Origin of the sequence: Aquabacterium sp. A3, from assembly GCF_038069945.1 — a bacterium.
In the GTDB taxonomy this organism is placed as follows: domain Bacteria; phylum Pseudomonadota; class Gammaproteobacteria; order Burkholderiales; family Burkholderiaceae_C; genus Aquabacterium.
Genome location: NZ_JBBPEV010000001.1, coordinates 190,503 through 214,249, shown reverse-complemented (window position 1 = coordinate 214,249; position 23,747 = coordinate 190,503). Strand labels below are relative to the sequence as shown.

The 23,747-nt window shown below is 61.9% G+C and carries 24 protein-coding genes and 1 tRNA gene; 17 read left to right on the top strand and 8 right to left on the bottom strand.

Annotation, left to right across the window (positions count from 1 at the left end; genetic code table 11):
* Nucleotides 1-10 precede the first annotated feature (10 nt).
* From WNB94_RS00910 to phaR, 3 genes are all read left to right on the top strand, one after another.
* Nucleotides 11-87 (top strand) — tRNA-Val (locus WNB94_RS00910).
* Between the two features lie 326 nt (nt 88-413).
* On the top strand, nt 414-1,241 hold the full coding sequence (locus WNB94_RS00905) for a hypothetical protein (RefSeq protein ID WP_341387754.1): 828 nt from the start codon (nt 414-416) through the stop codon (nt 1,239-1,241).
* 59 nt (nt 1,242-1,300) lie between these two features.
* A complete protein-coding gene (phaR, locus tag WNB94_RS00900) occupies nt 1,301-1,864 on the top strand; it encodes a polyhydroxyalkanoate synthesis repressor PhaR (RefSeq protein WP_341387752.1) in 564 nt (187 codons plus the stop codon).
* Nucleotides 1,865-1,870: 6 nt separating this feature from the next.
* Here phaR and WNB94_RS00895 read toward each other — a convergent pair whose 3' ends face one another.
* On the bottom strand, nt 1,871-2,560 hold the full coding sequence (locus WNB94_RS00895) for an arylesterase (RefSeq protein WP_341387750.1): 690 nt from the start codon (nt 2,558-2,560) through the stop codon (nt 1,871-1,873).
* A gap of 33 nt (nt 2,561-2,593) precedes the next feature.
* Between WNB94_RS00895 and WNB94_RS00890 the strand changes: the two genes are divergently transcribed.
* Nucleotides 2,594-3,319 (top strand): ABC transporter ATP-binding protein, encoded by a 726-nt coding sequence (locus tag WNB94_RS00890; protein ID WP_341387748.1) that lies wholly within the window; start codon nt 2,594-2,596, stop codon nt 3,317-3,319.
* A 10-nt stretch (nt 3,320-3,329) separates the two neighbouring features.
* Nucleotides 3,330-4,079: a 23S rRNA (guanosine(2251)-2'-O)-methyltransferase RlmB gene (rlmB, locus tag WNB94_RS00885; protein WP_341387746.1), complete on the top strand. Its 750-nt coding sequence runs from the start codon at nt 3,330-3,332 to the stop codon at nt 4,077-4,079.
* On the opposite strand, the gene WNB94_RS00880 is transcribed toward rlmB, so the two are convergent.
* The 5 genes from WNB94_RS00880 to bfr all read right to left on the bottom strand — a co-directional run bounded on the left by WNB94_RS00880 (nt 4,049) and on the right by bfr (nt 7,724).
* Entirely contained in the window at nt 4,049-5,206 is a 1,158-nt protein-coding gene (locus tag WNB94_RS00880; protein ID WP_341387745.1) for an MFS transporter, read from the bottom strand. The two genes, rlmB and WNB94_RS00880, sit on opposite strands and share 31 nt — an antisense overlap.
* A gap of 51 nt (nt 5,207-5,257) precedes the next feature.
* Complete coding sequence (locus tag WNB94_RS00875; protein ID WP_341387744.1) at nt 5,258-6,265, bottom strand: D-2-hydroxyacid dehydrogenase family protein; 1,008 nt, start codon at nt 6,263-6,265, stop codon at nt 5,258-5,260.
* Nucleotides 6,266-6,326: 61 nt separating this feature from the next.
* The gene (locus WNB94_RS00870; RefSeq protein WP_341387742.1) at nt 6,327-6,809 is read right to left on the bottom strand and encodes a hypothetical protein; all 483 of its coding nucleotides are present in this window, start codon (nt 6,807-6,809) and stop codon (nt 6,327-6,329) included.
* Between the two features lie 103 nt (nt 6,810-6,912).
* Nucleotides 6,913-7,134 (bottom strand): (2Fe-2S)-binding protein, encoded by a 222-nt coding sequence (locus tag WNB94_RS00865; protein ID WP_341387741.1) that lies wholly within the window; start codon nt 7,132-7,134, stop codon nt 6,913-6,915.
* Between the two features lie 110 nt (nt 7,135-7,244).
* Complete coding sequence (gene bfr / locus WNB94_RS00860) at nt 7,245-7,724, bottom strand: bacterioferritin (RefSeq protein WP_341387740.1); 480 nt, start codon at nt 7,722-7,724, stop codon at nt 7,245-7,247.
* A 267-nt stretch (nt 7,725-7,991) separates the two neighbouring features.
* Here bfr and carA point away from each other — a divergent pair, with 267 nt between their 5' ends.
* From carA to WNB94_RS00840, 4 genes are all read left to right on the top strand, one after another.
* Nucleotides 7,992-9,170: a glutamine-hydrolyzing carbamoyl-phosphate synthase small subunit gene (gene carA, locus WNB94_RS00855; RefSeq protein ID WP_341387738.1), complete on the top strand. Its 1,179-nt coding sequence runs from the start codon at nt 7,992-7,994 to the stop codon at nt 9,168-9,170.
* Nucleotides 9,163-12,438, top strand: coding sequence for a carbamoyl-phosphate synthase large subunit (gene carB / locus WNB94_RS00850; protein ID WP_341387737.1), 3,276 nt, complete (start codon nt 9,163-9,165; stop codon nt 12,436-12,438). Before carA ends, carB begins: the two co-directional genes overlap by 8 nt.
* A 137-nt stretch (nt 12,439-12,575) precedes the next feature.
* The gene (gene greA, locus WNB94_RS00845) at nt 12,576-13,052 is read left to right on the top strand and encodes a transcription elongation factor GreA (protein WP_341387736.1); all 477 of its coding nucleotides are present in this window, start codon (nt 12,576-12,578) and stop codon (nt 13,050-13,052) included.
* 10 nt (nt 13,053-13,062) lie between these two features.
* On the top strand, nt 13,063-13,530 hold the full coding sequence (locus WNB94_RS00840) for a DUF4149 domain-containing protein (RefSeq protein ID WP_341387735.1): 468 nt from the start codon (nt 13,063-13,065) through the stop codon (nt 13,528-13,530).
* Between the two features lie 7 nt (nt 13,531-13,537).
* Here the strand turns inward: WNB94_RS00840 and WNB94_RS00835 are convergent, their stop codons facing one another.
* A complete protein-coding gene (locus tag WNB94_RS00835) occupies nt 13,538-14,008 on the bottom strand; it encodes a YhbY family RNA-binding protein (protein WP_341387734.1) in 471 nt (156 codons plus the stop codon).
* A gap of 17 nt (nt 14,009-14,025) precedes the next feature.
* On the opposite strand from WNB94_RS00835, the gene WNB94_RS00830 reads away from it, so the two are divergent.
* The 4 genes from WNB94_RS00830 (at nt 14,026) to glmM (ending at nt 19,132) form a co-directional block, all read left to right on the top strand.
* The gene (locus WNB94_RS00830) at nt 14,026-14,709 is read left to right on the top strand and encodes an RlmE family RNA methyltransferase (protein ID WP_341387733.1); all 684 of its coding nucleotides are present in this window, start codon (nt 14,026-14,028) and stop codon (nt 14,707-14,709) included.
* Nucleotides 14,710-14,933: 224 nt separating this feature from the next.
* Nucleotides 14,934-16,838, top strand: a complete 1,905-nt coding sequence (ftsH, locus tag WNB94_RS00825) for an ATP-dependent zinc metalloprotease FtsH (RefSeq protein ID WP_341387731.1) — start codon at nt 14,934-14,936, stop codon at nt 16,836-16,838.
* A gap of 73 nt (nt 16,839-16,911) precedes the next feature.
* Nucleotides 16,912-17,751 (top strand): dihydropteroate synthase, encoded by an 840-nt coding sequence (folP, locus tag WNB94_RS00820; RefSeq protein ID WP_341387730.1) that lies wholly within the window; start codon nt 16,912-16,914, stop codon nt 17,749-17,751.
* A 46-nt stretch (nt 17,752-17,797) separates the two neighbouring features.
* A complete protein-coding gene (gene glmM / locus WNB94_RS00815; RefSeq protein WP_341387729.1) occupies nt 17,798-19,132 on the top strand; it encodes a phosphoglucosamine mutase in 1,335 nt (444 codons plus the stop codon).
* A 14-nt stretch (nt 19,133-19,146) separates the two neighbouring features.
* Here the strand turns inward: glmM and WNB94_RS00810 are convergent, their stop codons facing one another.
* Nucleotides 19,147-19,662, bottom strand: a complete 516-nt coding sequence (locus WNB94_RS00810) for a fasciclin domain-containing protein (protein ID WP_341387728.1) — start codon at nt 19,660-19,662, stop codon at nt 19,147-19,149.
* A gap of 225 nt (nt 19,663-19,887) precedes the next feature.
* Here WNB94_RS00810 and pstS point away from each other — a divergent pair, with 225 nt between their 5' ends.
* The 4 genes from pstS (at nt 19,888) to pstB (ending at nt 23,745) form a co-directional block, all read left to right on the top strand.
* A complete protein-coding gene (pstS, locus tag WNB94_RS00805) occupies nt 19,888-20,925 on the top strand; it encodes a phosphate ABC transporter substrate-binding protein PstS (RefSeq protein WP_445819008.1) in 1,038 nt (345 codons plus the stop codon).
* A 184-nt stretch (nt 20,926-21,109) separates the two neighbouring features.
* Nucleotides 21,110-22,069, top strand: a complete 960-nt coding sequence (gene pstC, locus WNB94_RS00800) for a phosphate ABC transporter permease PstC (protein ID WP_341389898.1) — start codon at nt 21,110-21,112, stop codon at nt 22,067-22,069.
* Entirely contained in the window at nt 22,066-22,923 is an 858-nt protein-coding gene (pstA, locus tag WNB94_RS00795) for a phosphate ABC transporter permease PstA (protein ID WP_341387727.1), read from the top strand. The genes pstC and pstA overlap by 4 nt, the downstream gene beginning before the upstream one ends.
* A 36-nt stretch (nt 22,924-22,959) precedes the next feature.
* Nucleotides 22,960-23,745 (top strand): phosphate ABC transporter ATP-binding protein PstB, encoded by a 786-nt coding sequence (gene pstB, locus WNB94_RS00790; RefSeq protein ID WP_341387726.1) that lies wholly within the window; start codon nt 22,960-22,962, stop codon nt 23,743-23,745.
* The last annotated feature ends 2 nt before the right edge of the window (nt 23,746-23,747 follow it).

Below are 23,747 nucleotides of genomic sequence, written 5' to 3'. Positions count from 1 at the left end.
ATGGTCTTCCAGGCGCGTAGCTCAGCTGGTTAGAGCACCACCTTGACATGGTGGGGGTCGGGGGTTCGAGTCCCTCCGCGCCTACCAAAATCTGGAAATATTCAGCGCATCGTTTCAACGTCAGTTGAATTTTGCGCACTCGGAACCCGGTGCAGAAATGCCCCGGGTTTTGTTTTTTCCGGCGTGCCTTTGTCAACTGATCACACTGCCCTCACCAGCAATCAAGGGGGCCAGCCGTGACGCGCCTTGCAACCGTGCAGAATCTGCCCATCTTCAAACATGAGCGGGAGGCGCTTGTGCACAAAAGGGCTGTTGGCTCGGTCAATGGGCGTTGGTTCTTGCTTGTGGCGGCGGTGTTGCTGTCCGGGCTCGCGTTGGCCGTGGCAGGCGCCTGGTATCTGGCGAACCGTCCCATGCCGCCGGTGACCCCTGAGGAAATTGCCCAGCATCGGGCCAAGGCGATGCAATGGCTCAAACAACACGAGCCGCAGGTATTGGCGGATCCCAATGCGGCCCTGTGGTGGATGCTGCAAAAGGCGGCTCAGCACTCGGGTGATGCCTATCTGCAGGACTTGACCGGCAAGGCGCTGCAACGTCACTTTTCAGGCTTTTATGCCAAAGAGCCCTGGCGTCGGATGATGGAGCCGCAAGCCGAGATCAGTGCCTATGCGATCGGGGTCGAACGCCTGGTGGATTACCAGCGCTTTTTCCATCACGCCATGACATGCAGGCCGATGGATCTGCCGCAGGGTGACACCAGCCTCTTCCTGCAGCAAGACATGTGCTCTCCGATGTGGTCGGCGGTCTTCCTCACGGACGCGGTTTGCACCACGCACCAGGTCGTTGGCCTGATGCTGATTCGCCAGACAGGTTGCGCAGGCTTGCCCGACCTGGGGCCGCTGACCGGCCATCTGCTGGATGACGTCGAGACCCAACTCACCTGGGACCCGTTGGTGCGCGACCCCCATTATCAAAGGTTGCTGGTGTTGGCACTGAATCAACGTCAAGCGCACATCAAGCCCGTCTGGTTGCGGCGAATGCTGCAATCCCAGGAGCCTGACGGTGGCTGGCTGGGTTACCGTCGCATACCGGAATTGCCTGCTTTGATGCAACCTTGGCACTGGCGCGAAGTGCTGGCCAGCCACAGGCCAGACTGGTTTGCGCCGGATCGCAAAACATTTGACTTTCATGCCACCGCACAGGCCATCTTGTTGCTGACCTTGCTGGATGGTCAGCGTTGACGGGATGGAGGTCGCATGTCACTACAATGCATCAGCAGATCAACGTACCGGAGCGCGACATGAGCAAAGCAAGCAGAAGTGGCAGCCGCCAACAAACTGGTGGTGCTGATGAAGCGGCCCCGGAAACCCCAGCCACCGATGCAACGCAGCGGGTCATCAAGAAATACCCCAACCGGCGTCTTTACGACACCCGCACCAGCAGCTACATCACGCTGACCGAGGTCAAAGAGCTGGTGATGAGCTGTGAGCCCTTCATCGTGCTGGACGCCAAGACTGGCGAAGACCTCACGCGCAGCATCCTGTTGCAGATCATCCTGGAGGAAGAAACCGCGGGCATGCCCATGTTCTCCACCCAGTCACTGGCCCAGATCATTCGCTTCTATGGTCACACCATGCAAGGCATGATGGGCAATTACCTGGACAAGAACATCCAGGCCTTCATCGATCTTCAGTCGCGCTTGACTGAAAACTCGGTCAAGAACCTCCAGCAAAACCCCATGCAAAACCTCATGGGCAACTACCTTGAGCAGTCGCAGAAATTGTTCGTGCAAATGCAAGAGCAGATGAGCAAGCAGGCCGAAACCTTGATGGGCAACCTCACCGGCTTGCGCAAGGACGACTGAACCGCGCTATCTGGTGCGGGTCTTCAACTGAGCATCAAGGGCTGGCCACACGTTGTCCAGCATCACCGGGTGGGCCTTGGCCAGAGGGTGAATGCCGTCTGCCTGAAACCACTCGCGCGCATCTGCGCGATCGGCCACCCCTTTCAGCAGGAACGGCACCAAGTCAGCCCCTGTGCGCTGAGCGGCCTGCTCGAATGTACGGGCAAAGTCCTGGGCGTATCGGCGCCCGTAGTTGGGCGGCAGTTGCATGCCCACCAACAAGACCTGGGCACCCGCCGATTGGGCAGCCTTCACCATGGCCACCAGATTGGCCTGGGTGGTTTGCAGCGACCAACCCCGCAAGGCGTCGTTGCCGCCCAACTCGATGATCACATGGGTAGGACGGTGCGCCTGCAACAACCCGGGCAGTCGCGTACGGCCCCCTGCGGTGGTCTCGCCACTGATGCTGCCATTGACCACCAGCGCCGAGTGACCCCGGCTGCGCAGGCGCTGCGCCAGCAATGCCACCCAGCCCGTGCCACGCGCGATGCCGTACTCGGCAGACAGGCTGTCGCCCAGCACCAGCACCCGAAAGTCGGCGCGCTCGGCGCGATGGGCAGGATCGGTCACGCCTTGGGCGCCAATGGCGGGCGCCACCGCCAGCAATGCGCTAATCCCCCAGGCCTTCAGGGCGGCCCGCCGTCGCTTAAAGTGCATGGTCAACCACTGCCTTTCATCAAGTTGGATCTCATGACGAGCCACTCTTTTGCTACAGGCCATCCACGCACATCTGCCTCCAACTCGACGAGGGCATTGGCCCTGGATGTTCAGGGCATCAGCAAGGTGGTCACCGACAGCGGTGGCCCTCTGACCATTCTGCATGAGGTCGATCTTCAAGTGGGGCAGGCGGAAACCTTGGCCATCGTAGGGGCTTCAGGGTCAGGCAAGAGCACCTTGCTGTCGATCCTGGCTGGCCTCGATACCCCTTCGGCCGGTGATGTGTCGCTGTGCGGTCAATCCCTCTTCAACATGGGAGAAGACGAACGCGCAGCGCATCGTGCGCGGCATGTCGGCTTTGTATTCCAGAGCTTTCAGCTGATCGGACACCTGTCTGCGCTGGAGAACGTCATGCTGCCGCTGGAGTTGAGAGGAGACCGCCAAGCCCGACACAAAGCCATGCACATGCTGGGGCGTGTGGGCCTGGCGGAGCGCGTCAACCACAAGCCCATGCTGTTGTCGGGTGGCGAGCAGCAGCGCGTGGCGCTGGCGCGTGCGTTCGTCGTCGGCCCCGACATCCTCATGGCCGACGAGCCCACCGGCAGCCTGGACCATGCCACCGGGCAGTCGGTCATGGACCTGATGTTCGAGCTCAACCGAGAAAGCAAGACCACGCTGATCCTGGTGACCCATGATCCGCAGATCGCTGCGCGTTGTGAGCGCACCGTCAGAATCCAGGGCGGGCGCTTGAGCGGTTAGGATGCCGGCCATGAGCCTCAAACCCTTGTTCGGCTTTCATGCCGTCACCGTGCGCCTCAAGGTTGCGCCGCAGTCCATCCGCGAACTCCACATCGACGCCACGCGCCGAGACCAGCGGATGAAGCAGTTTCTCATCCGCGCCGAAGAAGCTGGCGTCAACATCATCGCCAGCGATGACGATCGGCTCAGCAAGTTGTGCGGCAACCACCGTCATCAGGGCATCGTGGCCCGTGTTGAGTCCTTGCCTCAGGCCCATTCACTGGACGATTTGCTGGACGGCCTGTCCGAGGCGCCGTTGTTGCTCGTGCTGGATGGCGTGACCGACCCTCATAACCTGGGTGCCTGCCTGCGGGTGGCCGATGGCGCAGGCGCACACGCCGTCATTGCACCCAAAGACCATGCGGTGGGCATCAACGCCACCGTGGCGAAGGTGGCCAGCGGTGCCGCCGAAACCATGCCTTACTTCATGGTGACCAACCTGGCACGCACTTTGGGCGAACTCAAAGAGCGAGACATCTGGGTTCGCGGCACCTCTGACGACGCGCCTCGCACCCTGTTTGAGGCCGACTTCAAGGTGCCCACAGCCCTGGTGCTGGGCGCCGAAGGGGCCGGCATGCGTCAGCTCACCCGCAAGCACTGTGACGAACTGCTGAGCATTCCCATGATGGGGGCCGTGGAAAGCCTGAATGTGTCGGTGGCCAGCGGTGTGTGCCTGTATGAGGCCCGCCGTCAGCGTCTGGCGGCGCCCAGCCTGGCCTGAACGTTCATGGCCCAAAAGCTCAGACAGAGGGCCACGGCCATCCAGGCCAGCGACAGCCAGTGAAGATCGGTGTAGTGGTGGTGTGTCAACACCCAGCTCCCGCCAGAGGCGCCAACGGCGTGCCCCAGGTAAATGGCCGATGTATTCAACGCCATGAGGGCAGGGGCCAATCGGGGCGACAGGCCACCCAGTCGCGCTTGCTGACCTGAGTTGGTGGCAAAGCCGCTGATTGCCCAGGGCACCAGCACCAGCGCCAACATGGGCAGGGTGCCCGCCAGTGGCCACAAGGCCAGGCTGACCGACATCAATGCCAAGGTGATGGTCACCGCCTTGGCGGCGCCCATGCCATCCACCACCCGGTTGAGGATCACATTGCCCAGCAAGGCGAGGCTGCCAAACCAGGCAAACATCAAGCTGATCTGTTCGGGCGAGGCACCAAAAACCTGCTTGTAGTAAGGCGCTGCGTAAGCCAGCAGACTGAACTGGCCGGCGCTTTGACACGCGGTGACCGCGATCAAGGCCACCAGCAGGGGCGATCGAAACACCTTGCCCCACGACCGCCACGACAGGGCAGGGGGGTGCAGCCCCTTGGGCACCGTTTTCCAGACCAGCCAGGCGGCCGACAGAGAGCCCAGGGCCACGAGCAGCATGGCCACCCGCCAGCCCATGCGCTCGCCCACCCAGGCGGCCAAGGGCATGCCCGCCACCGATGCCATGGACCACCCCATGAACACGAAGGTGATGTGGCGGCCGCGATGGGCAGGGGTGCTCATGAAGCCGATGGTGGCGGCGGCCTGCGGCGTGAACACGGCGGCCGACAAAACCGTCAGGGCACGGATGGGCCACAGCCAATCGTACGAGGGGGCCATGGCGCTCAGGGCGTGGCCCAGCGCATACCACAGCATGGCCAGCGCCAACAGCCGACGCCGATCCATGCGGGCCACCAGGGTGGCCAGCACCGGAGCACCCACGCCCATCATCACCGCGGCAATGGCCAGCAGCTCGCCGGCTTTGGCCACCGATATCGACAGGGCGGCCGTCAGGTCGTTCATGGTGCCCCCCACCACCATGACACCACAGCCGATCATGAAGTTGCCGGCCAGAAGTGCCCAGGAGGTGGCGCGCATGCCCTCGCGGCTCAGGACTCGCTCAGCTTCCACGTTGATCCAGCAGAGGTGTCAACGCTGCACCTTCAAGGCCTCAGGGTTCACGATGTGGGTCGGACAACCGGCCATGTAGTTGAGCAGGTTGTCGAACGCCGCATTGAACATGGCATCGTAGTTGTTCAGCTCCACAAACCCGATGTGCGGCGTGCACACGGCATTTTCCAGTCGCAGCAGCGGGTGCCCTTGCAGAATGGGCTCACTTTCGAAAACGTCCACCGCAGCCATGCCAGGGCGGCCGCGGTTGAGCCCGGCCACCAGTGCACCTTCTTCGATGAGCTCGGCCCTGGATGTATTGACCAGCAAGGCCGTGGGTTTCATTCGGGCCAGATCATCCGGTTTGACGACGCCGCGCGTGGCCTCCGACAGCCTCAGGTGCAGGCTCAACACATCCGCAGCGGCAAAGAAGCTCTCACGGGAAGGTGCGGCAATGTGGCCGTCGTTGACCGCCTGAGCACGCGAAGATTCGCTGCCCCAGATCACCACGTGCATGCCGAATGCCTTGCCATAAGCCGCCACGCGTTGACCAACCCGTCCGTAGCCCCACACGCCCAGCGTCTTGCCCTGCAGGGTCAAGCCCAAGCTGAAGTTGGTGGGCATCGAGGCTGACTTGAGGCCGGATTGCTGCCAGGCGCCATGCTTCAGATTGCCGATGTACTGAGGCAGTCGACGCATCGACGCCATCACCAGCGCCCAGGTGAGCTCAGCGGTGGCCACCGGATCTCCTGGACCTTCGGCCACGGCGATGCCCAACCTGGTACAGGCCTCCAAGTCGATGTGCTGCCCCACCGGGCCCGTCTGGCTGATCAGCCTGAGCTTGGGCAGCTTTTCGAGAAGCGCCTTGTTGAAGTGGGTTCGCTCGCGGATCAGAACCAAGGCTTCGGCGTCGCGCAGGCGCACCGCCAACTGGCCAGTGCCTTTCACCGTGTTGGTGAAGACTTTCGCCGACAAGCCGTCCAGCTTGGCAGCACAAGGCAGCTTGCGGACGGCGTCCTGATAGTCGTCCAGAATGATGATGTTCATGGCAGGTCGCGTTTGACCTGCCATTGTGCATCGTCACAGAAGCTTTCGCGTGGTGCGGGGCTCACCAGGTCGTCACATGGGCGTGACGAGTGTTGCCATGCTTGAACGAACGCACTGGAAAGTGGTCGTCCAGGTGATCGATGCGCAACTGTGCTTCGATCTGGCCTCGGTGCACGGCGATGGCCTTGAACACATCTGCGCGCAGGTGCCAAAGCTCACGCAGTGATCGAGCCCGTTCGATCTGTTCACGCACCTGGTCGGCCCGGGCCGATTGAAGATCCCACAGCGCATTGCGAAATTCTGCGCGCACCCGGTTCAAAGGCGTCGGCTGAACGTCACTCAACTCCGGCTCATCCAGGTCCCACAACCAACGCCAGGCAGCGCTCAACCATCGCTGCCACCGGGGCTGCGAGCGCCAGAACAGCGCCGGAGGCGCCGCTCCTTGCCGTCGAAAGTCAGAGGGGAGGTGGTCCAGCGCGGCATCGCTCAGGGGCGTGTCCCGGGCGTCACGGGGCGCATCATGGGGTGAAAAGAATCGGGCCATGTCAACCTCTCGAACAATCTGCCCGTGTGGCGGGCTTGTTCAGAGGTATCGGCCGGAGTCTGCGGAGCTTGAGGGGCTCCAAAACCAAGGGTGGCGGTGGCGCTCAAGCCGCCATGGGCATCTGCGTCATCCATTGAATCGGCTGAGACGCGGCACGTTGATGGTGCCGTGCATCGTCAAACGCCTCACGCGCGCACGACTCGCAACAACCGCAACAGGTGGCCACGCCGGTGTCGGCCTGAAGGCTCTCGAATGAGGTGCAGCCATGTTGCACATGGCGGGCAATGTCCTTGTCCGATACGCGGTGGCACACACAAACGATCATTTCGGGGCTCCGAAAGCAGATGCCGCATTATCGAATAGGAATGATTCGCATGCAACACCCATCTGGGTGCCCCTGATCCGAGCAGGTCTATCGCAGGTCGTGCGTCCTCCTCAGGACGCCGGCGACCCCATGATGGACTGCAGGTAGTTTTGCTCCCCGACCTTGCCGATCAACTCGATCTGGGTTTCAAGGAAGTCGATGTGCTCTTCGGTATCGTCCAGGATGTCTTGCAGCAGATCGCGAGAGACGTAGTCCCGAACCGACTCGCAGTAGGCGATCCCATCCTTGATGGTGCCTTGAGCCCCCGTTTCCAGCTTCAGGTCACAGGCCAGAATCTCGGGCACCGACTCCCCGATCATCAGCTTGCCGAGATCCTGCAAGTTGGGCAGCCCGTCCAAGGTGAAGATCCGCTCCATGAGGCGATCGGCGTGTTTCATTTCACCAATCGACTCCTCATATTCCTTCTTTGCCAGCTTGTCGAACCCCCAGTGTTTCAGCATGCGGTAATGCAAGAAGTACTGGTTGGTGGCCGTCAACTCGTTCTTGAGTTGAGCATTCAGGTGCTGGATGACGGTGGGGTCGCCTTTCATGGCAGGTCCTTTCAGGTCGGTTCGTCAGGCAATGTCTCATTGTGGTGCAACTTCGCGACGAGCCGCCCGACCTTTGCGCAGACAAACCAGGGTGTCAAGCTTCAGTTATAATCCTAAGGTTTACCCGCAACAACCCCCCGCCTAGCGAAACCCGACCGTTTCCTGAACCGGACTCGATCTGTCACGCCCGTGTGCGCCCGCCGTGAAAGCGAGGGCGCCAGTCGTACAGGGCCAGCTGGGCGCGCACAACAAACGGAGAATTAACCCGTGCTGCCCGTTCTGCCCCAAGCTCTTCTGGCCCTTGCAGACGGCACGGTCTTCGTAGGCACCTCGATCGGCGCAGCCGGTCATACCGTCGGTGAAGTGGTGTTCAACACCTCCATCACCGGGTACCAGGAAATCCTCACCGACCCGAGCTACTGCCGGCAGATCGTCACCCTGACGTATCCGCACATCGGCAACTACGGCGTCAACGGTGAAGACATCGAGGCCTCGAAGATCCATGCCGCTGGTCTGATCATCAAGGATCTGCCCATCCGCACGTCCAACTTCCGTCAGGCCCGCACCCTGTCTCAGTACCTGCAGGACGAAGGCACGGTCGGCATCGCCAACATCGACACCCGCAAGCTCACCCGCATCCTGAGGACCAAGGGTGCGCAAAACGGTTGCATCGTGGCCCTGGCGGCCGGCGAGGCCGTGACCGAGTCCGTCATTGCTGACGCGGTGACCAAGGCTCAAGGCGCGCCCAGCATGGCCGGCCAGGACCTGGCCCAGGTCGTCACCCGCGCTGACGTCACCGTGTGGGACGAAACCGAGTGGAAGCTGGCCCATCCCCAACTGGGCGGCAAGCCTGGCTTCGGCAAGCAGACGTCGCCCAGGTTCCACGTGGTGGCTTATGACTTCGGCGTCAAGCGCAACATCCTGCGCATGCTGGCCGAGCGCGGCTGCAAGGTCACCGTGGTGCCCGCCAAGACGCCGGCGGCCGAAGTGCTCAAGCACAACCCGGATGGCATCTTCCTGTCCAACGGCCCCGGGGACCCGGAGCCTTGCGACTACGCCATCGCTGCCGCCAAGGAGCTGATCGAAACCGGCATCCCGACCTTCGGCATTTGCCTGGGCCACCAGATCATGGCCCTGGCCTCTGGCGCCAAGACCTACAAGATGCCCTTCGGCCACCACGGCGGCAACCACCCCGTGAAAGACCTGGACAACGGCCGCGTGAGCATCACCAGCCAGAACCACGGTTTCGCGGTCGATGCCAAGACGCTGCCCGCCAACCTGCGCGCCACGCACGTGTCGCTGTTCGACGGCACGCTGCAAGGCCTGGCCCGCACTGACAAACCCGCCTTCTGCTTCCAGGGCCACCCGGAAGCATCGCCCGGACCGCATGACATCAGCTACCTGTTCGACCGCTTCGTGGCATTGATGGAGAAGAAGAATGCCTAAGCGCACCGACATCAAGAGCATCCTCATCATTGGCGCCGGCCCGATCATCATCGGCCAGGCCTGTGAATTCGACTACTCCGGCGCCCAGGCCTGCAAGGCTCTGCGCGAAGAGGGTTACAAGGTCATCCTGGTCAACAGCAACCCTGCGACCATCATGACCGACCCGAGCACGGCGGACGTCACCTACATCGAGCCCATCACCTGGCAGGTGGTTGAGCGCATCATCGCCAAGGAGCGCCCTGACGCGATCCTGCCCACCATGGGCGGTCAGACCGCGCTGAACTGCGCGCTCGACCTGCACAAGCATGGTGTGCTGGACAAGTACAAGGTCGAGATGATCGGGGCCAACGAGCACGCGATCGAGAAGGCTGAAGACCGCCAGAAGTTCAAGGAGGCCATGACCTCCATCGGTCTGGACTCCGCGAAGTCGGGCATTGCCCATTCGATGGAAGAGGCCTGGGCGGTGCAAAAGCGCATCACCGCCGAAATCGGTGGCGCGGGCTTCCCCATGGTGATCCGTCCCAGCTTCACGCTGGGCGGCACGGGCGGCGGCATCGCCTACAACCCCGAAGAATTTGAAGAGATCTGCAAGCGCGGCCTGGACCTGTCGCCGACCAAGGAGCTGCTGATCGAAGAGTCGCTCATCGGCTGGAAAGAGTACGAAATGGAAGTGGTCCGCGACAAGGCGGACAACTGCATCATTGTGTGCTCGATCGAAAACCTCGACCCGATGGGCATCCACACCGGTGACTCGATCACCGTGGCCCCGGCTCAAACCCTGACCGACCGCGAATACCAGCTGCTGCGCAACGCCTCGATCGCCATCCTGCGCGAAATCGGCGTGGAGACCGGCGGCTCGAACGTGCAGTTCTCGATCAACCCGGACAACGGCCGCATGATCGTGATCGAGATGAACCCCCGTGTGTCGCGCTCTTCGGCCCTGGCGTCGAAGGCCACCGGCTTCCCGATCGCCAAGATCGCAGCCAAGCTGTCCGTGGGCTACACGCTGGATGAGCTCAAGAACGACATCACCGGCGGTGCGACTCCGGCCTCGTTCGAGCCCTCGATCGACTACGTCGTCACCAAGATCCCTCGTTTCGCTTTTGAGAAGTTCCCGGCTGCCGACTCCCGCCTGACCACGCAGATGAAGTCGGTGGGCGAGGTGATGGCCATGGGCCGCACCTTCCAGGAGTCCTTCCAGAAGGCCCTGCGCGGCCTGGAAACCGGCATTGACGGCCTGACCGAGATCAGCACCGACCGCGAAGAAATCATCCAGGAGATTGGCGAGCCCGGTCCCGAGCGCATCCGCTTCCTGGGCGATGCCTTCCGCATTGGCATGAGCCTGGACGAGGTCTTTGAAGAAACCAGCATCGACCCCTGGTTCCTGGCCCAGATCGAAGACATCATCAAGACCGAAGGCGACATCAAGGCCCGCAAGCTGGAGACGCTGACCGCGGCCGAGTTGCGTTATCTGAAGAAAAAGGGCTTCTCGGACCGCCGCCTGGCCAAGCTGATGGGCACCGACCAGCATGCTGTGCGCAAGGCCCGTCACGCCCTGGGCGTGCGCCCGGTCTACAAGCGCGTGGACACCTGCGCCGCCGAGTTCGCCACGCAAACCGCCTACATGTACTCGTGCTACGAGAACGAAGGCGGCGAATGCGAGGCCGAGCCGACGACCAAGAAGAAGATCATGGTGCTGGGCGGTGGCCCGAACCGCATCGGTCAGGGCATCGAGTTCGACTACTGCTGCGTGCACGCCGCGCTCGCCATGCGCGAAGACGGCTACGAGACCATCATGGTCAACTGCAACCCCGAGACCGTCTCGACCGACTACGACACCTCCGACCGCCTGTACTTCGAGCCCGTGACGCTGGAAGACGTGCTGGAAATCGTCGACAAGGAAAAGCCGGTCGGCGTGATTGTGCAGTACGGTGGTCAGACCCCGCTCAAGCTCGCGCTGGATCTGGAAGCCAACGGCGTGCCCATCATCGGTACCACGCCTGACAGCATCGACATCGCCGAAGACCGCGAACGCTTCCAGGCCCTGCTGCACAAGCTGGGCTTGAAGCAGCCGCCCAACCGCACGGCCCGCAACGAAGAAGACGCCATCAAGCTGGCCAACGAGATCGGCTACCCGTTGGTGGTGCGCCCCTCGTATGTGCTGGGTGGCCGCGCCATGGAAATCGTCCACGGCGACAAGGACCTCGAGCGCTACATGCGCGAAGCCGTGCGCGTCTCCGAGAAGTCGCCCGTGCTGCTCGACCGCTTCCTGAACGACGCTGTCGAAGTCGACGTGGACTGCATCGCCGATGGCGAAGCCACGATGATCGGCGGCATCATGGAGCACATCGAACAAGCCGGTGTTCACTCCGGTGACTCGGCCTGTTCGCTGCCTCCGTACACGCTCAGCGCCGAGTTGCAAGACGAGCTGCGTCGCCAGACCGCGCTGATGGCCAAGGCTCTGAACGTGGTGGGCCTGATGAACGTGCAGTTTGCCATCCAGGGCGACGTGACCAAGGGTCTGAACGACGCCACGGTCTACGTGCTGGAAGTGAACCCCCGTGCCTCGCGCACCGTGCCCTACGTGTCGAAGGCCACGGGTCAGCCCCTGGCCAAGATCGCTGCGCGCTGCATGGCTGGTCAGAAGCTGGCCACCCAGAAGTCGCCCGATGGCAAGGCCCCGCGCGAAGTCGTGCCGCCTTACTTCACCGTCAAGGAAGCCGTCTTCCCGTTCAACAAGTTCCCGGGTGTGGACCCCGTCCTCGGCCCTGAAATGCGTTCGACCGGCGAAGTCATGGGCGTGGGTGCCACGTTCGGTGAGGCCATGCTGAAGTCTCAGCTCGGTGCCGGTTCGCGCCTGCCCGATGCCGGCACGGTCTGCATTTCGGTCAAGGATGGCGACAAGGCCCGTGCGGTGGATGTGGCTCGTGACATGGTGGCGCTCGGCTTCACCGTCGTGGCCACCAAGGGCACGGCAGCCGCCATCGCGGCTGCGGGCGTGCCGGTCAAACCGGTGAACAAGGTGAAGGACGGCCGCCCACACATCGCGGACGCGATCAAGGCTGGTGAGATCCAATTGGTGTTCACCACCGTGGACGAAACCCGCACCGCGATTGCCGACTCGCGCAGCATCCGGCAAGCCGCGCTGGCCAACCGTGTCACCTACTACACCACCATGGCCGGCTGCGAGGCCGCCGTGGAGGCGCTCAAGCACCAGGATGACCTGGCGGTGTACTCGGTGCAGGAACTGCACGCCAAACTGCACTAAACTTCGACTCAATGAGCGGAGTGCCCAAGCCCTCCGCTGCTGCGAACCAGAGGGCCGCACCCGGCCACCGTCTGCACAGACGGCTCACCGGGCGCGGCTCTCGTCCATTCACGAGAACTTTTTAGCGAGACAAATCCATGTCGACCATTCCTCTTACCAAGCGTGGCGCCGAGATACTCAAGGAAGAATTGCATCGGCTCAAGCATGTGGAGCGTCCTGCGGTGGTCAACGCCATCGCAGAGGCCCGCGCGCAGGGTGACCTGTCCGAGAACGCCGAATACGACGCCGCCAAGGACAAGCAGGGCTTCATCGAAGGCCGCATCATGGAAATTGAAGGCAAGTTGTCGGCGGCCCAGATCATCGACCCCTCATCACTGAATGCGGGCGGTCGCGTGGTGTTCGGGGCCACCGTCGATCTGGAAGATGAAGACAGCGGCGAGGCCGTCACTTACCAGATCGTCGGTGAGGATGAAGCCGACATCAAAAAAGGCCTGCTGTCCATCAACTCGCCGATCGCGCGGGCGCTGATCGGGAAAGAGGCGGGCGACGTGGCCACCTTCCAGGCGCCTGGTGGCACGCGCAATTACGAAGTGATCGCGGTTCGATACGTCTGAGGTGCCAGCGATGTCGTCTCCAGCACGCATGGCGCAGACTCAAGGCTGGCTGGCCGGCCTGTGGGCTGGCGTGGTGCTGGCGCTGGGCGGTTTGGCTGCGCCCGCCTTGTTCTCGGTGCTGGAGCGTTCCGTGGCGGGCACTGGCGCCGGGCGCATTTTTGCCTTGGAAGCCCATGTCAGCCTGGGCATGTGCCTGCTGATGTTCGTCCTGGAGCGCCGCAGAGTGCGCGACGCGGTGGATGCCGGGCAACTCCAGTCAGCGATGTCGGCCACGCTGCTGATGGTGCTGGCCGTGTTGTTTTTGACCATCTTCGGGCAGCATGTGCTGCATCCGATGATTCAGGCGGCCCGATCAGGCCATGACACCGCCCTCTCATTCGGGGTGTTACATGGCATGTCGGCCGTGCTGTATTGGTGCAAAGCCGTGTTGTTGCTGGTCATGGCCTGGCGGCTCAGTGGCGCCAGGCCTGCAGCGTGAGGCTCACTCAGACCTTTTTCTTGCTGCTCAGACGCGGCTTGGCACGTTTGATCAGGCCGCCGGCGGTCACGCGCTGATTGCCCAGCACCTTGACCTTCTTGATTTCAGGGCGGCGCGTCCCACTTTTGGAGAACTTGAGGATCTTGACCTCCTTGGGGCCTGCGCCACGACCTTCGCGGCGCTCCCCGTCGGCGTCCTTCTCGGGAATCGGTCGCCACAGCACCAGAAGTTTTCCAATGTGCTGAATGGGGGCGGCGCTCAACTGGTCGCACAACTGAGCGAAGATGGCTTCGCGTGCAGCTCGGTCATCCCCAAGTACCCGCACCTTGATCAGGCCATGGGCCTTGAGTGCAGCGTCTGTCTCTTTGACGACGGCGGGGGTGAGCCCGTCGTTGCCGATCATGACAACGGGGTCCAGATGGTGCGCATCCGCGCGGTGGGCACGGCGCTCGGCCGTGGTGAGTTCAATTGCAGGCATCCCTCTATTATCGAGCCATGAAAGTACAGACGAAAAGCAAAAAGGTGAACAAGGCCTGGTTGAATGACCACGTCACCGATCCTTACGTGCGCATGGCGCAAAAAGAAGGCTACCGATCCCGCGCCGCCTACAAGCTCAAAGAGATCGATGAAGCGCTCAAGCTCATCCACCCCGGGCAGTTGGTGGTCGATCTGGGGGCGGCACCCGGCGCCTGGAGTCAGTACATTCGGCGCAAGTTCGCGCCCAAGGACGCCGGCGCCGGTGGCGCTGCGGTGGGTGCGCTCAATGGCACCATCATTGCGCTGGACTTGCTGGAGTTCGAACCCGTGGAGGGGGTGCAGTTCATCCAGGGCGATTTCACCGAGCAAACTGTGCTGGATCAGCTCGAAGCAGCGGTGGGGGATCGGCCCGTGGACGTGGTAGTGTCTGACATGGCGCCCAATCTGTCCGGTATTTCAGACACTGACGGCGCACGGGTGGCGTACCTCATCGAGCTGGCCGTCGACTTTGCGGTTCACCACCTGAAAAAAGACGGGGCCTTGGTGTGCAAGGTTTTTCACGGTGGGGGGTACGAAGAGTCTGTGGCGCGCTTTCGGGAGCACTTCCGGGTGGCCAAGGCGATCAAGCCCAAGGCCTCTCGCGACCGGTCGGCCGAGACTTTTCTGGTGGGCATTGGGCTCAAAAATGCGACAAAAACCTGATCACAGGTGCAAATAGCCCGGCCAGACACAGAAATCCAGTGTTTCAAAGGGTATTGACAAAACGCGCAGGGGCCTTGTCTGTTCTAGAATGATCCTCACATACCGCGAAAGCAGACGTGCGGTTCGAATTGCAAGAGCCTGTCTGTTTTTTTGAGATCCTGCGCTGGTGTGGGGATGCATCCAGCATCAGCCGACGCAGGTGGGTTTGGGTTGAAGGAGACGCGGTGAACAATCAATGGTTCTCGAAAGTGGCAGTTTGGCTGGTGGTGGCCCTGGTGCTGTTCACTGTGTTCAAGCAATTTGACCGTGCCGGTGTGGGCACCGGGCAGATGGCCTACTCTGACTTCCTGGAAGAGGTGCGCGCCAAGCGCATCAAGAGCGTCACGCTGCAGGAAGGCCCCAGTGGCACCGAAATCGTGGCGGTCACCACCGACGATCGCCGTGTGCGCAGCACAGCTACCTACCTGGACCGTGGTCTGGTGGGCGACCTGATCAACAACAACGTCAAGTTCGACGTCAAGCCCCGCGAAGAGCCCTCGCTGCTGATGAGCCTGCTCATCTCCTGGGGCCCCATGCTGTTGCTGATCGGGGTGTGGATCTACTTCATGCGTCAGATGCAAGGTGGTGGCAAAGGCGGCGCCTTCAGCTTCGGCAAGAGCCGCGCTCGCATGCTGGACGAAAACAACAACTCCATCACCTTTGCCGATGTGGCTGGTTGTGACGAGGCCAAGGAAGAGGTCAAGGAGTTGGTGGATTTCCTGCGCGATCCCCAGAAGTTTCAGAAACTGGGCGGGCGCATCCCACGCGGCGTGTTGATGGTCGGCCCTCCGGGCACGGGTAAAACACTGCTGGCCAAGTCCATCGCTGGCGAGGCCAAGGTGCCGTTCTTCACCATCTCGGGCTCCGACTTTGTCGAAATGTTCGTTGGCGTGGGCGCAGCCCGCGTGCGCGACATGTTCGAACAGGCCAAGAAAAACGCCCCTTGCATCATCTTCGTCGACGAAATCGACGCTGTGGGTCGTCACCGTGGTGCTGGCTTGGGTGGCGGCAATGACGAGCGTGAGCAGACCCTCAACCAGATGCTGGTGGAGATGGACGGCTTCGAGACCAACCTGGGTGTGATCGTGATTGCCGCGACCAACCGCCCTGACATCCTGGATCCGGCCCTGCTGCGCCCCGGTCGTTTCGACCGCCAGGTATATGTCACCTTGCCGGACGTGCGTGGTCGTGAACAGATCCTCAACGTGCACATCCGCAAGGTGCCGGTGGGTCAAGACGTGCGCGCCGACATCCTGGCGCGGGGCACCCCTGGCTTCTCGGGGGCTGATCTGGCCAACCTGGTCAACGAAGCAGCGCTCTTTGCCGCCCGTCGCAACGGCCGCGTGGTCGAGATGAACGACTTCGAAAAGGCCAAGGACAAGATCATGATGGGCCCCGAGCGCAAGTCCATGATCATGCCCGAGGAAGAGCGCAAGAACACCGCTTACCACGAAGCAGGCCACGCCCTGGTCGCACGGCTGTTGCCCAAAACCGATCCGGTGCACAAGGTCACGATCATCCCTCGCGGGCGCGCGCTGGGTGTGACCATGCAACTGCCTGAGGGTGATCGCTACAGCATGGACAAGAGCCGCATGCTGGACACCATCTCGGTGCTGTTCGGTGGTCGCATTGCCGAAGAGGTCTTCATGAACCAGATGACCACTGGTGCATCCAACGACTTCGAACGCGCCACCGCCATCGCCCGCGACATGGTCACCCGTTACGGCATGACCGATGAGCTGGGCCCCATGGTGTATGCCGACAATGAGGGCGAGGTGTTCCTGGGCCGCTCGATCACCAAGACCACCAACATGTCTGAAGAGACCATGCAAAAGGTGGACAAGGAGATCCGCAAGATCATCGATGAGCAATATGCCGTGGCGCGCAAGCTGATCGAAGATCATCAGGACAAGATGCACGCCATGGCCAAGGCCCTGCTGGAATGGGAAACCATCGATGCCGAGCAGATTGAAGACATCATGGAAGGCCGCGAGCCCCGTCCCCCCAAGGACTGGACGCCGCCCAGCAATCGGCCCAGCAGCGGTCCCAAGCCACCGATGAGCACGGATGGTGCACCGGCGGCCGTCTGAGACGTCAAATCAACTGCGCTGCTGATCACTCGGCGGCAACGGGGCTTCGGCCCCGTTTTTTTTGTGCATCCCCATGAGCCACCAGCCTGTCTGGCAAACCCGCCGCTTTCGTCTTGACCTCAGCGTTGCCCGCGTCATGGGCATCGTCAATGTCACCCCGGATTCGTTTTCGGACGGTGGGCAGTTCGCGCACGCTGCGCAGGCCTTGCGGCATTGCGAGCAACTGATCGCCGACGGTGCCGACATTCTGGACATTGGCGGCGAATCGAGCCGCCCCGGCGCGCCCACCTTGACGGTTGACGAGGAGTGGGCGCGGCTGGCCCCGGTGCTTTCTGTGGCCACCACACTGGGCGTGCCCATTTCGGTCGACACCTGCAAGCCCGAGGTCATGCGACGGGCGCTGGACCTGGGCGTGGACATCGTCAATGACATCCGTGGATTGACGTCAGATGGCGCTGTACAGGCCGTTGCAGCGGTACCGGACTGTGGTGTGTGTGTGATGCACATGCGTGGTGATCCCGCCACAATGCAGGCGCAAACCAGTTACACCGATGTGGTGACCGAGGTGTGTGAATTCCTGCAAGGGCAACGTCAGGCGCTGAACGCGGCAGGGGTTGCCGATGCCCGCATCGTGCTGGATCCCGGGATCGGTTTTGGCAAAACACCCGCCCAGAACATCGCCCTGCAACGAGGGCAGGCCGAACTGATGGCGCTGGGTCTGCCGGTGCTGGTGGGCTGGTCCAGGAAGTCCACCCTGGGCGTGATCACCGGTCGCGCCGTCGAAGACCGTCTGGCCGCCAGCCTGGCGGCGGCCTTGAGCGGCGTTGCCTCAGGCGCCAGGGTGGTGCGTGTGCACGACGTGAGGGCCACGGTCGATGCGCTCAAGGTTTGGCAGGCTTTGCATCAAGTTTGAGCCCATGGTGGGCGATAATTTTCTTTTGCCCACAAGAAATACCCAGATGAGCAGACAGTACTTCGGCACCGACGGCATTCGTGGCACGGTTGGTCAGGCCCCGATCACCCCCGATTTTGTCCTCAGGCTGGGGCACGCCGTTGGTCAGGTGCTGCGCAAAACCACCAGCCGCCCGACGGTGCTCATTGGCAAGGACACCCGAATCTCTGGCTACATGCTGGAGTCCGCGCTGGAGGCCGGATTTGCCTCCGCCGGCGTCGATGTGGTGTTGACCGGCCCTCTGCCCACGCCTGGCGTGGCCTACTTGACCCGCGCATTGCGGCTGGACCTGGGCGTGGTGATCAGTGCGTCCCACAATCCCTTTGCCGACAACGGCATCAAGTTCTTCTCGGCTGAAGGCGAAAAACTGCCCGACAGCTGGGAACTGGCGGTCGAGCAAGCCCTGGAGGCCGCGCCGGCCTGGGTAGATTCTGCCAACCTGGGCAAAGCGCGCCGTCTGGAAGACGCCCGTGGGCGCTACATCGAGTTTTGCAAAAGCACGTTTTCGCCACAACTGTCGCTCAAGGGCCTCAAACTGGTCGTGGACGCCGCGCATGGCGCCGCCTACCAGGTCGCCCCCCATGTGTTTCACGAGCTGGGCGCGGAGGTGGTGTCCATCGGGTGTGCGCCAGACGGCTACAACATCAATGAAGGGGTCGGGGCCACCCACCCTGAAACCTTGCAAGCCGCCGTTCGCGCCCATGGCGCCGATTACGGCATTGCGCTGGATGGCGATGCAGATCGATTGCAGTTGGTGGACGCCTCGGGGCGCCTTTTCAATGGCGACGAGCTGCTCTTCGTGATGACGGCGGATCGGTTGGCGCAGGGGCACGCAGTGCCCGGTGTGGTGGGCACCCTGATGACCAACATGGCCGTGGAGATGGCCCTCAAGCGCATGCAGGTGGAGATGGTGCGCGCCAAGGTGGGGGATCGGTATGTGCTGGAAGAACTGCAGCGCAGAGGCTGGAGTCTGGGCGGCGAAGGCTCTGGGCATTTGTTGGCCCTGGACCGCCACACCACCGGCGATGGCCTGGTGAGCGCACTTCAGGTGCTTCAGTTCATCGTGGGGCAGCAGCGTACGCTGGCCGACGCCTTGTCGGGGGTCGATCTGTTTCCCCAGAAGTTGATCAACGTGCGCTTGCCCGTGGGCTTCGACTGGGCCTCGCATGCGCCATTGGCGCAAGCCCGTGAGGCGATTGGCGCGCAGTTGGGGGATCGAGGCCGAATCCTCATCAGAGCCTCGGGCACCGAGCCTGTGCTTCGGGTGATGGTGGAGGCTGCAGATGCCGATTTGGCAAATTCTGCAGCCCAGGCCCTGGCGGACAGCCTGCCCAGGGCTTGACCCACCCGGATCGATTACTTCTTGGGCTTGGGGGGCAGGGCCACCGCATCGATGATGTGCAGCACGCCGTTGCTGGTCTGGATGTCGCCCTTGATCACCAGACCGGACTCCACCGTCAGGTAATCACCGGCCTTGGAGATCGGCAACTTCGTGTCCGCCACGGTCGACATCATGACCGCGCCCTGGATGCTGGCTTGGGTGTGCACACCAGGCACAACGTGGTGCTTCAACACCTTGCGCAACTCATCCGGGTTCTTGGACAAGGCCTCCAAGGTGGCCGAGGGCAGGGCCTTGAAGGCCTCATTGGTCGGCGCAAACACGGTCATGGGTGCGCTACCCTGAAGCGCGTCTTGCATTCCGGCTTGCTGAACCAGTTGATTGAAGGTGCTGAGCTCCGACTCCTGCATGGCTGCGGCCGCCAGGTTGGCGGGTTGCGCAGGGGCACGGTGGGTGGCACAGCCAGCGAACACGATGGAGGCTGCCAGCGCGGCAGCCATCAGGGTGTGTTGTGAAACTCGGTGAAAGGTCATGGATTCTCCTGTAAGGCCCCAGGACAAATGGAGCACGTCGAGAAGATAGAAATGTCATGTGACAATCCTGTGACCCGTGTGTGACGGCTGCGATTTGCGGATCATGCAAATCAGCGCGTCGTTGTTTATGACAACCCCCGGAGAACTGTCATATTGGCGTCACAAACGCTTCTTACAGTCCAGTTGCTCTCAACTGATCTGTCTGTTGACAAGAAAGGCGTTCACATGAACTTCAAGATGATTCGCACTGCCGCCGCCGCCATCACCGTGGCCGCTCTGTCTGGCGCCGTGATGGCCCAGAGCGTGACTGGTGCAGGCGCCAGCTTCCCGGCTCCGCTGTACTCCAAGTGGGCATCGGCCTACGCAACTGAAACGGGTGTGCGCATCAACTATCAGTCCGTGGGTTCGGGTGCCGGTTTGCGCCAGATCCGTGGCAAGGTGGTGGATTTTGGTGCCTCCGACATGCCCCTGAAGGACGACGAGCTGGCCAAAGACGGCCTGATGCAGTTCCCGACCGTGATCGGTGGCGTTGTGCCCGTGGTGAACATCAAAGGCATCCAGCCTGGTCAGCTGCGCCTGACCGGCGAAGTGCTGGGCGACATCTACCTGGGCAAGATCACGCGCTGGAATGACGCTGCCATCAAGGCACTGAACCCCGGCCTGTCGCTGCCCGACGCAGCCATCGCCCCGGTGCGCCGCGCTGATGGTTCTGGCACCACCTTCATCTTCACCAACTACCTCTCGAAGGTGAATGCCGAGTGGCAGTCGAAGGTGGGTGAGGGCACCGCCGTGAACTGGCCTGTGGGCGCCGGCGGCAAGGGCAACGAAGGCGTGTCGGCTTTCGTCATGCGCCTGCCCAACTCCGTGGGTTACGTTGAGTACGCCTACGCCAAGCAAAACAAGATGTCGCACGTTCAACTGCGCAACGCCAGCGGCAACTTCGTGCAGCCCAGCGATGACGCCTTCAAGGCGTCGGCCGCTGGTGCTCAGTGGGACAAATCGTTCTACCAGATCCTGACCAACCAGCAAGGCAAGGATGCATGGCCCATCAGTGGCGCCACGTTCATCCTGATGCACCTGAAGCAGGACAAGCCCGCTCAAGCCACCGAATCGATCAAGTTCTTTGACTGGGCCTACAACAAGGGTGACAAGGCCGCTGACGATCTGGCCTATGTGCCCCTGCCTGCCAACGTGAAGGACCTGATCCGCAAGGAATGGACCAAGGTCACCGACAGCGCAGGCAAGCCGGTCTGGACCAAGTGATCCTGGACTTGACCCTGTGAAACAGCCGGACACCCCCTCAAGAGGTGTCCGGTTTTATCGTTGAAGTGCCCTCACTTGGCCAGACAACATCGACTCCAGCCGGAGGCCCGTGATGACCGCGATATTGCCCGCAGGCATGGATGATTCCAGCGCCAACAACAACTCAGAATCCAAGCGCCGACAGATGAGCAAACCACCAGAAAGAAGAGTGAATGCCCCATGGGCGGACGCCGTGTTCGCCTTGCTGGCGAAATCGGCTGCGGTGATCACGCTGCTGTTGTTGTTCGGCATCATCGCGTCACTGGTGGTGGGCGCCTGGCCCGCCATCAAGGAATACGGCATCAGCTTCTTGTGGCGCAGCGAGTGGGATCCCGTGCAGGATCAGTACGGTGGTCTCGTGATGATCTACGGCACCTTGATGACCTCGTTCATCGCCTTGCTGATCGCGGTGCCCGTCAGTTTCGGCATCGCCTTGTTTCTGACCGAGTTGTCGCCAGGGTGGCTCAAGCGGCCGCTGGGCATCGCCATCGAGTTGCTGGCGGCTGTGCCTTCCATCGTCTACGGCATGTGGGGTCTGCTCGTGTTCGGTCCGTTGTTGGCCGAGTATGTTCAGCAGCCCTTGCAGTCGGCCACCGATGGCATTCCGTACCTGTCTGCCTTGTTCTCCGGCCCTCCGGTGGGCATCGGCATCTTGTCGGCCGGCATCATCCTGGCCATCATGATCATCCCGTTCATCGCATCGGTGATGCGAGACGTTTTCGAGGTGACCCCACCTCTGCTGAAAGAATCCGCTTACGGCCTGGGCTCGACCACCTGGGAGGTGGTCTGGAAGGTCGTGCTGCCTTACACCAAGACCGGTGTGGTGGGCGGCATCATGCTGGGCCTGGGCCGTGCGCTGGGCGAAACCATGGCCGTGACGTTCGTGATCGGCAACATGAACCAGCTGGGTAATTTGTCGCTGTTCGAGGCCGCCAACAGCATCACCTCTGCCTTGGCCAACGAGTTTGCCGAGGCCAATGTGGGCCTGCACCAGGCGTCGTTGATCTACCTGGGCCTGGTGTTGTTCTTCATCACGTTCGTGGTGCTGGCGTTCTCGAAGGTGCTGCTGGCCCGTCTCAAGAAATCCGAAGGAGCGCGTTCATGAGCGCAGAGTTGCATATTCAGCGTGCGCGCATGCACGCCTCACGCAAACGAGTCAACATCCTGGCCCTGACCTTGTCCCTGGGGGCCATGGCTTTCGGGCTGGTCTGGTTGATCTGGATTCTGTTTGAAACCGTTCGCCTGGGCATTGACGGCCTGGCGCTGGCCACCTTCACTCAGATGACACCTGCGCCCATGGAGGACGGTGGTCTGGCCAATGCCATCGTGGGCTCTTTGATCATGGTGGGCCTGGCCACCGCCATCGGCACGCCGGTGGGCATCCTGGCAGGTGTGTACCTGGCCGAGTACGGTCAACATGGCTGGCTGGGCAGCCTGACACGGTTCATCAACGACATTTTGCTGTCGGCCCCCTCCATCGTGATCGGTTTGTTCATCTACTCGGTGGTGGTGGCGCAGACCCTGACGTTTTCTGGATGGGCTGGTGTGCTGGCGTTGGCGCTGATCGTGGTGCCTGTGGTCATCCGCACCACCGAAAACATGTTGTCGTTGATTCCGGCCGCCTTGCGTGAGGCCGCTTACGCCCTGGGCACGCCGAAATGGAAGGTCATTCTCAGCATCACCCTGAAGTCGGCCCGCGCCGGCGTGATCACCGGCATCTTGCTGGCCGTGGCCCGCATTGCTGGCGAGACCGCACCGCTGCTGTTCACGGCGCTGTCCAACCAGTTCTGGACGACCAACCTGGGCGAGCCGATGGCCAGCCTGCCGGTCACCATCTTCAAGTTCGCAATGAGCCCCTTTGAAAACTGGCAGAAGCTGGCGTGGGCAGGCGTCTTCCTCATCACCATCGGTGTGCTGGCGCTCAACATCATTGCCCGTACCTTGTTCCGCCAGCGCTGATTGGCGCGGCACTTCAGTCTGACGGAGATTCTCACCATGGACACCAAAGTTCAAACCGCTGCGCCCGCCAAGGCCAAGCTGGCTGTGCGCAACCTCAATTTCTTCTACGGCAAGTTCCACGCCTTGAAGAACATCAACATGGAATTGCCTGAAAACAAGGTGACGGCCTTCATCGGTCCGTCCGGTTGCGGCAAATCCACCTTGTTGCGCACTTTCAACCGGATGTTCGAGCTCTATCCCGAGCAACGGGCAGAAGGGCAGATCTTGCTGGATGGCCAGGATATCCTGACCAGCAAGGAAGACGTGTCACTGATCCGTGCCCGTGTGGGCATGGTGTTTCAGAAGCCGACGCCATTCCCCATGTCAATTTACGAAAACATCGCATTTGGCGTGCGCTTGTTTGAAAGCCTCTCGCGCAGCGAGATGGACGAACGTGTGGAGTGGGCGCTGAAGAAGGCGGCCTTGTGGAATGAGGTCAAGGACAAGCTCAACCAGAGTGGGTCGGGCCTGTCGGGCGGGCAACAACAGCGCCTGTGCATCGCACGCGGCATTGCCATCAAGCCCGAAGTGCTGCTGCTGGATGAGCCGTGTTCGGCGCTCGATCCCATCTCCACGGGCAAGATCGAAGAGCTGATTCACGAGCTCAAGAATGACTACACCGTGTTGATCGTGACCCACAACATGCAGCAGGCCGCGCGTTGCTCGGACTACACCGCCTACATGTACCTGGGCGAGCTGATCGAGTTTGGCGCCACCACCGACATCTTCATGAAACCCAAGCGCACCGAAACCGAGGACTACATCACCGGCCGCTTCGGTTGATG

Bases quoted from the DNA above. Each gene is read 5' to 3' on its own strand.
- WNB94_RS00905 (WP_341387754.1), top strand. From the start codon at position 414: ATGCCGCCGGTGACCCCTGAGGAAATTGCCCAGCATCGGGCCAAGGCG.
- phaR (WP_341387752.1), top strand. From the start codon at position 1,301: ATGAGCAAAGCAAGCAGAAGTGGCAGCCGCCAACAAACTGGTGGTGCT.
- WNB94_RS00895 (WP_341387750.1), bottom strand. From the start codon at position 2,560: ATGCACTTTAAGCGACGGCGGGCCGCCCTGAAGGCCTGGGGGATTAGC.
- WNB94_RS00890 (WP_341387748.1), top strand. From the start codon at position 2,594: ATGACGAGCCACTCTTTTGCTACAGGCCATCCACGCACATCTGCCTCC.
- rlmB (WP_341387746.1), top strand. From the start codon at position 3,330: ATGAGCCTCAAACCCTTGTTCGGCTTTCATGCCGTCACCGTGCGCCTC.
- WNB94_RS00880 (WP_341387745.1), bottom strand. From the start codon at position 5,206: ATGCGCGCCACCTCCTGGGCACTTCTGGCCGGCAACTTCATGATCGGC.
- WNB94_RS00875 (WP_341387744.1), bottom strand. From the start codon at position 6,265: ATGAACATCATCATTCTGGACGACTATCAGGACGCCGTCCGCAAGCTG.
- WNB94_RS00870 (WP_341387742.1), bottom strand. From the start codon at position 6,809: ATGGCCCGATTCTTTTCACCCCATGATGCGCCCCGTGACGCCCGGGAC.
- WNB94_RS00865 (WP_341387741.1), bottom strand. From the start codon at position 7,134: ATGATCGTTTGTGTGTGCCACCGCGTATCGGACAAGGACATTGCCCGC.
- bfr (WP_341387740.1), bottom strand. From the start codon at position 7,724: ATGAAAGGCGACCCCACCGTCATCCAGCACCTGAATGCTCAACTCAAG.
- carB (WP_341387737.1), top strand. From the start codon at position 9,163: ATGCCTAAGCGCACCGACATCAAGAGCATCCTCATCATTGGCGCCGGC.
- greA (WP_341387736.1), top strand. From the start codon at position 12,576: ATGTCGACCATTCCTCTTACCAAGCGTGGCGCCGAGATACTCAAGGAA.
- WNB94_RS00840 (WP_341387735.1), top strand. From the start codon at position 13,063: ATGTCGTCTCCAGCACGCATGGCGCAGACTCAAGGCTGGCTGGCCGGC.
- WNB94_RS00835 (WP_341387734.1), bottom strand. From the start codon at position 14,008: ATGCCTGCAATTGAACTCACCACGGCCGAGCGCCGTGCCCACCGCGCG.
- WNB94_RS00830 (WP_341387733.1), top strand. From the start codon at position 14,026: ATGAAAGTACAGACGAAAAGCAAAAAGGTGAACAAGGCCTGGTTGAAT.
- folP (WP_341387730.1), top strand. From the start codon at position 16,912: ATGAGCCACCAGCCTGTCTGGCAAACCCGCCGCTTTCGTCTTGACCTC.
- glmM (WP_341387729.1), top strand. From the start codon at position 17,798: ATGAGCAGACAGTACTTCGGCACCGACGGCATTCGTGGCACGGTTGGT.
- WNB94_RS00810 (WP_341387728.1), bottom strand. From the start codon at position 19,662: ATGACCTTTCACCGAGTTTCACAACACACCCTGATGGCTGCCGCGCTG.
- pstS (WP_445819008.1), top strand. From the start codon at position 19,888: ATGAACTTCAAGATGATTCGCACTGCCGCCGCCGCCATCACCGTGGCC.
- pstC (WP_341389898.1), top strand. From the start codon at position 21,110: ATGAGCAAACCACCAGAAAGAAGAGTGAATGCCCCATGGGCGGACGCC.
- pstA (WP_341387727.1), top strand. From the start codon at position 22,066: ATGAGCGCAGAGTTGCATATTCAGCGTGCGCGCATGCACGCCTCACGC.
- pstB (WP_341387726.1), top strand. From the start codon at position 22,960: ATGGACACCAAAGTTCAAACCGCTGCGCCCGCCAAGGCCAAGCTGGCT.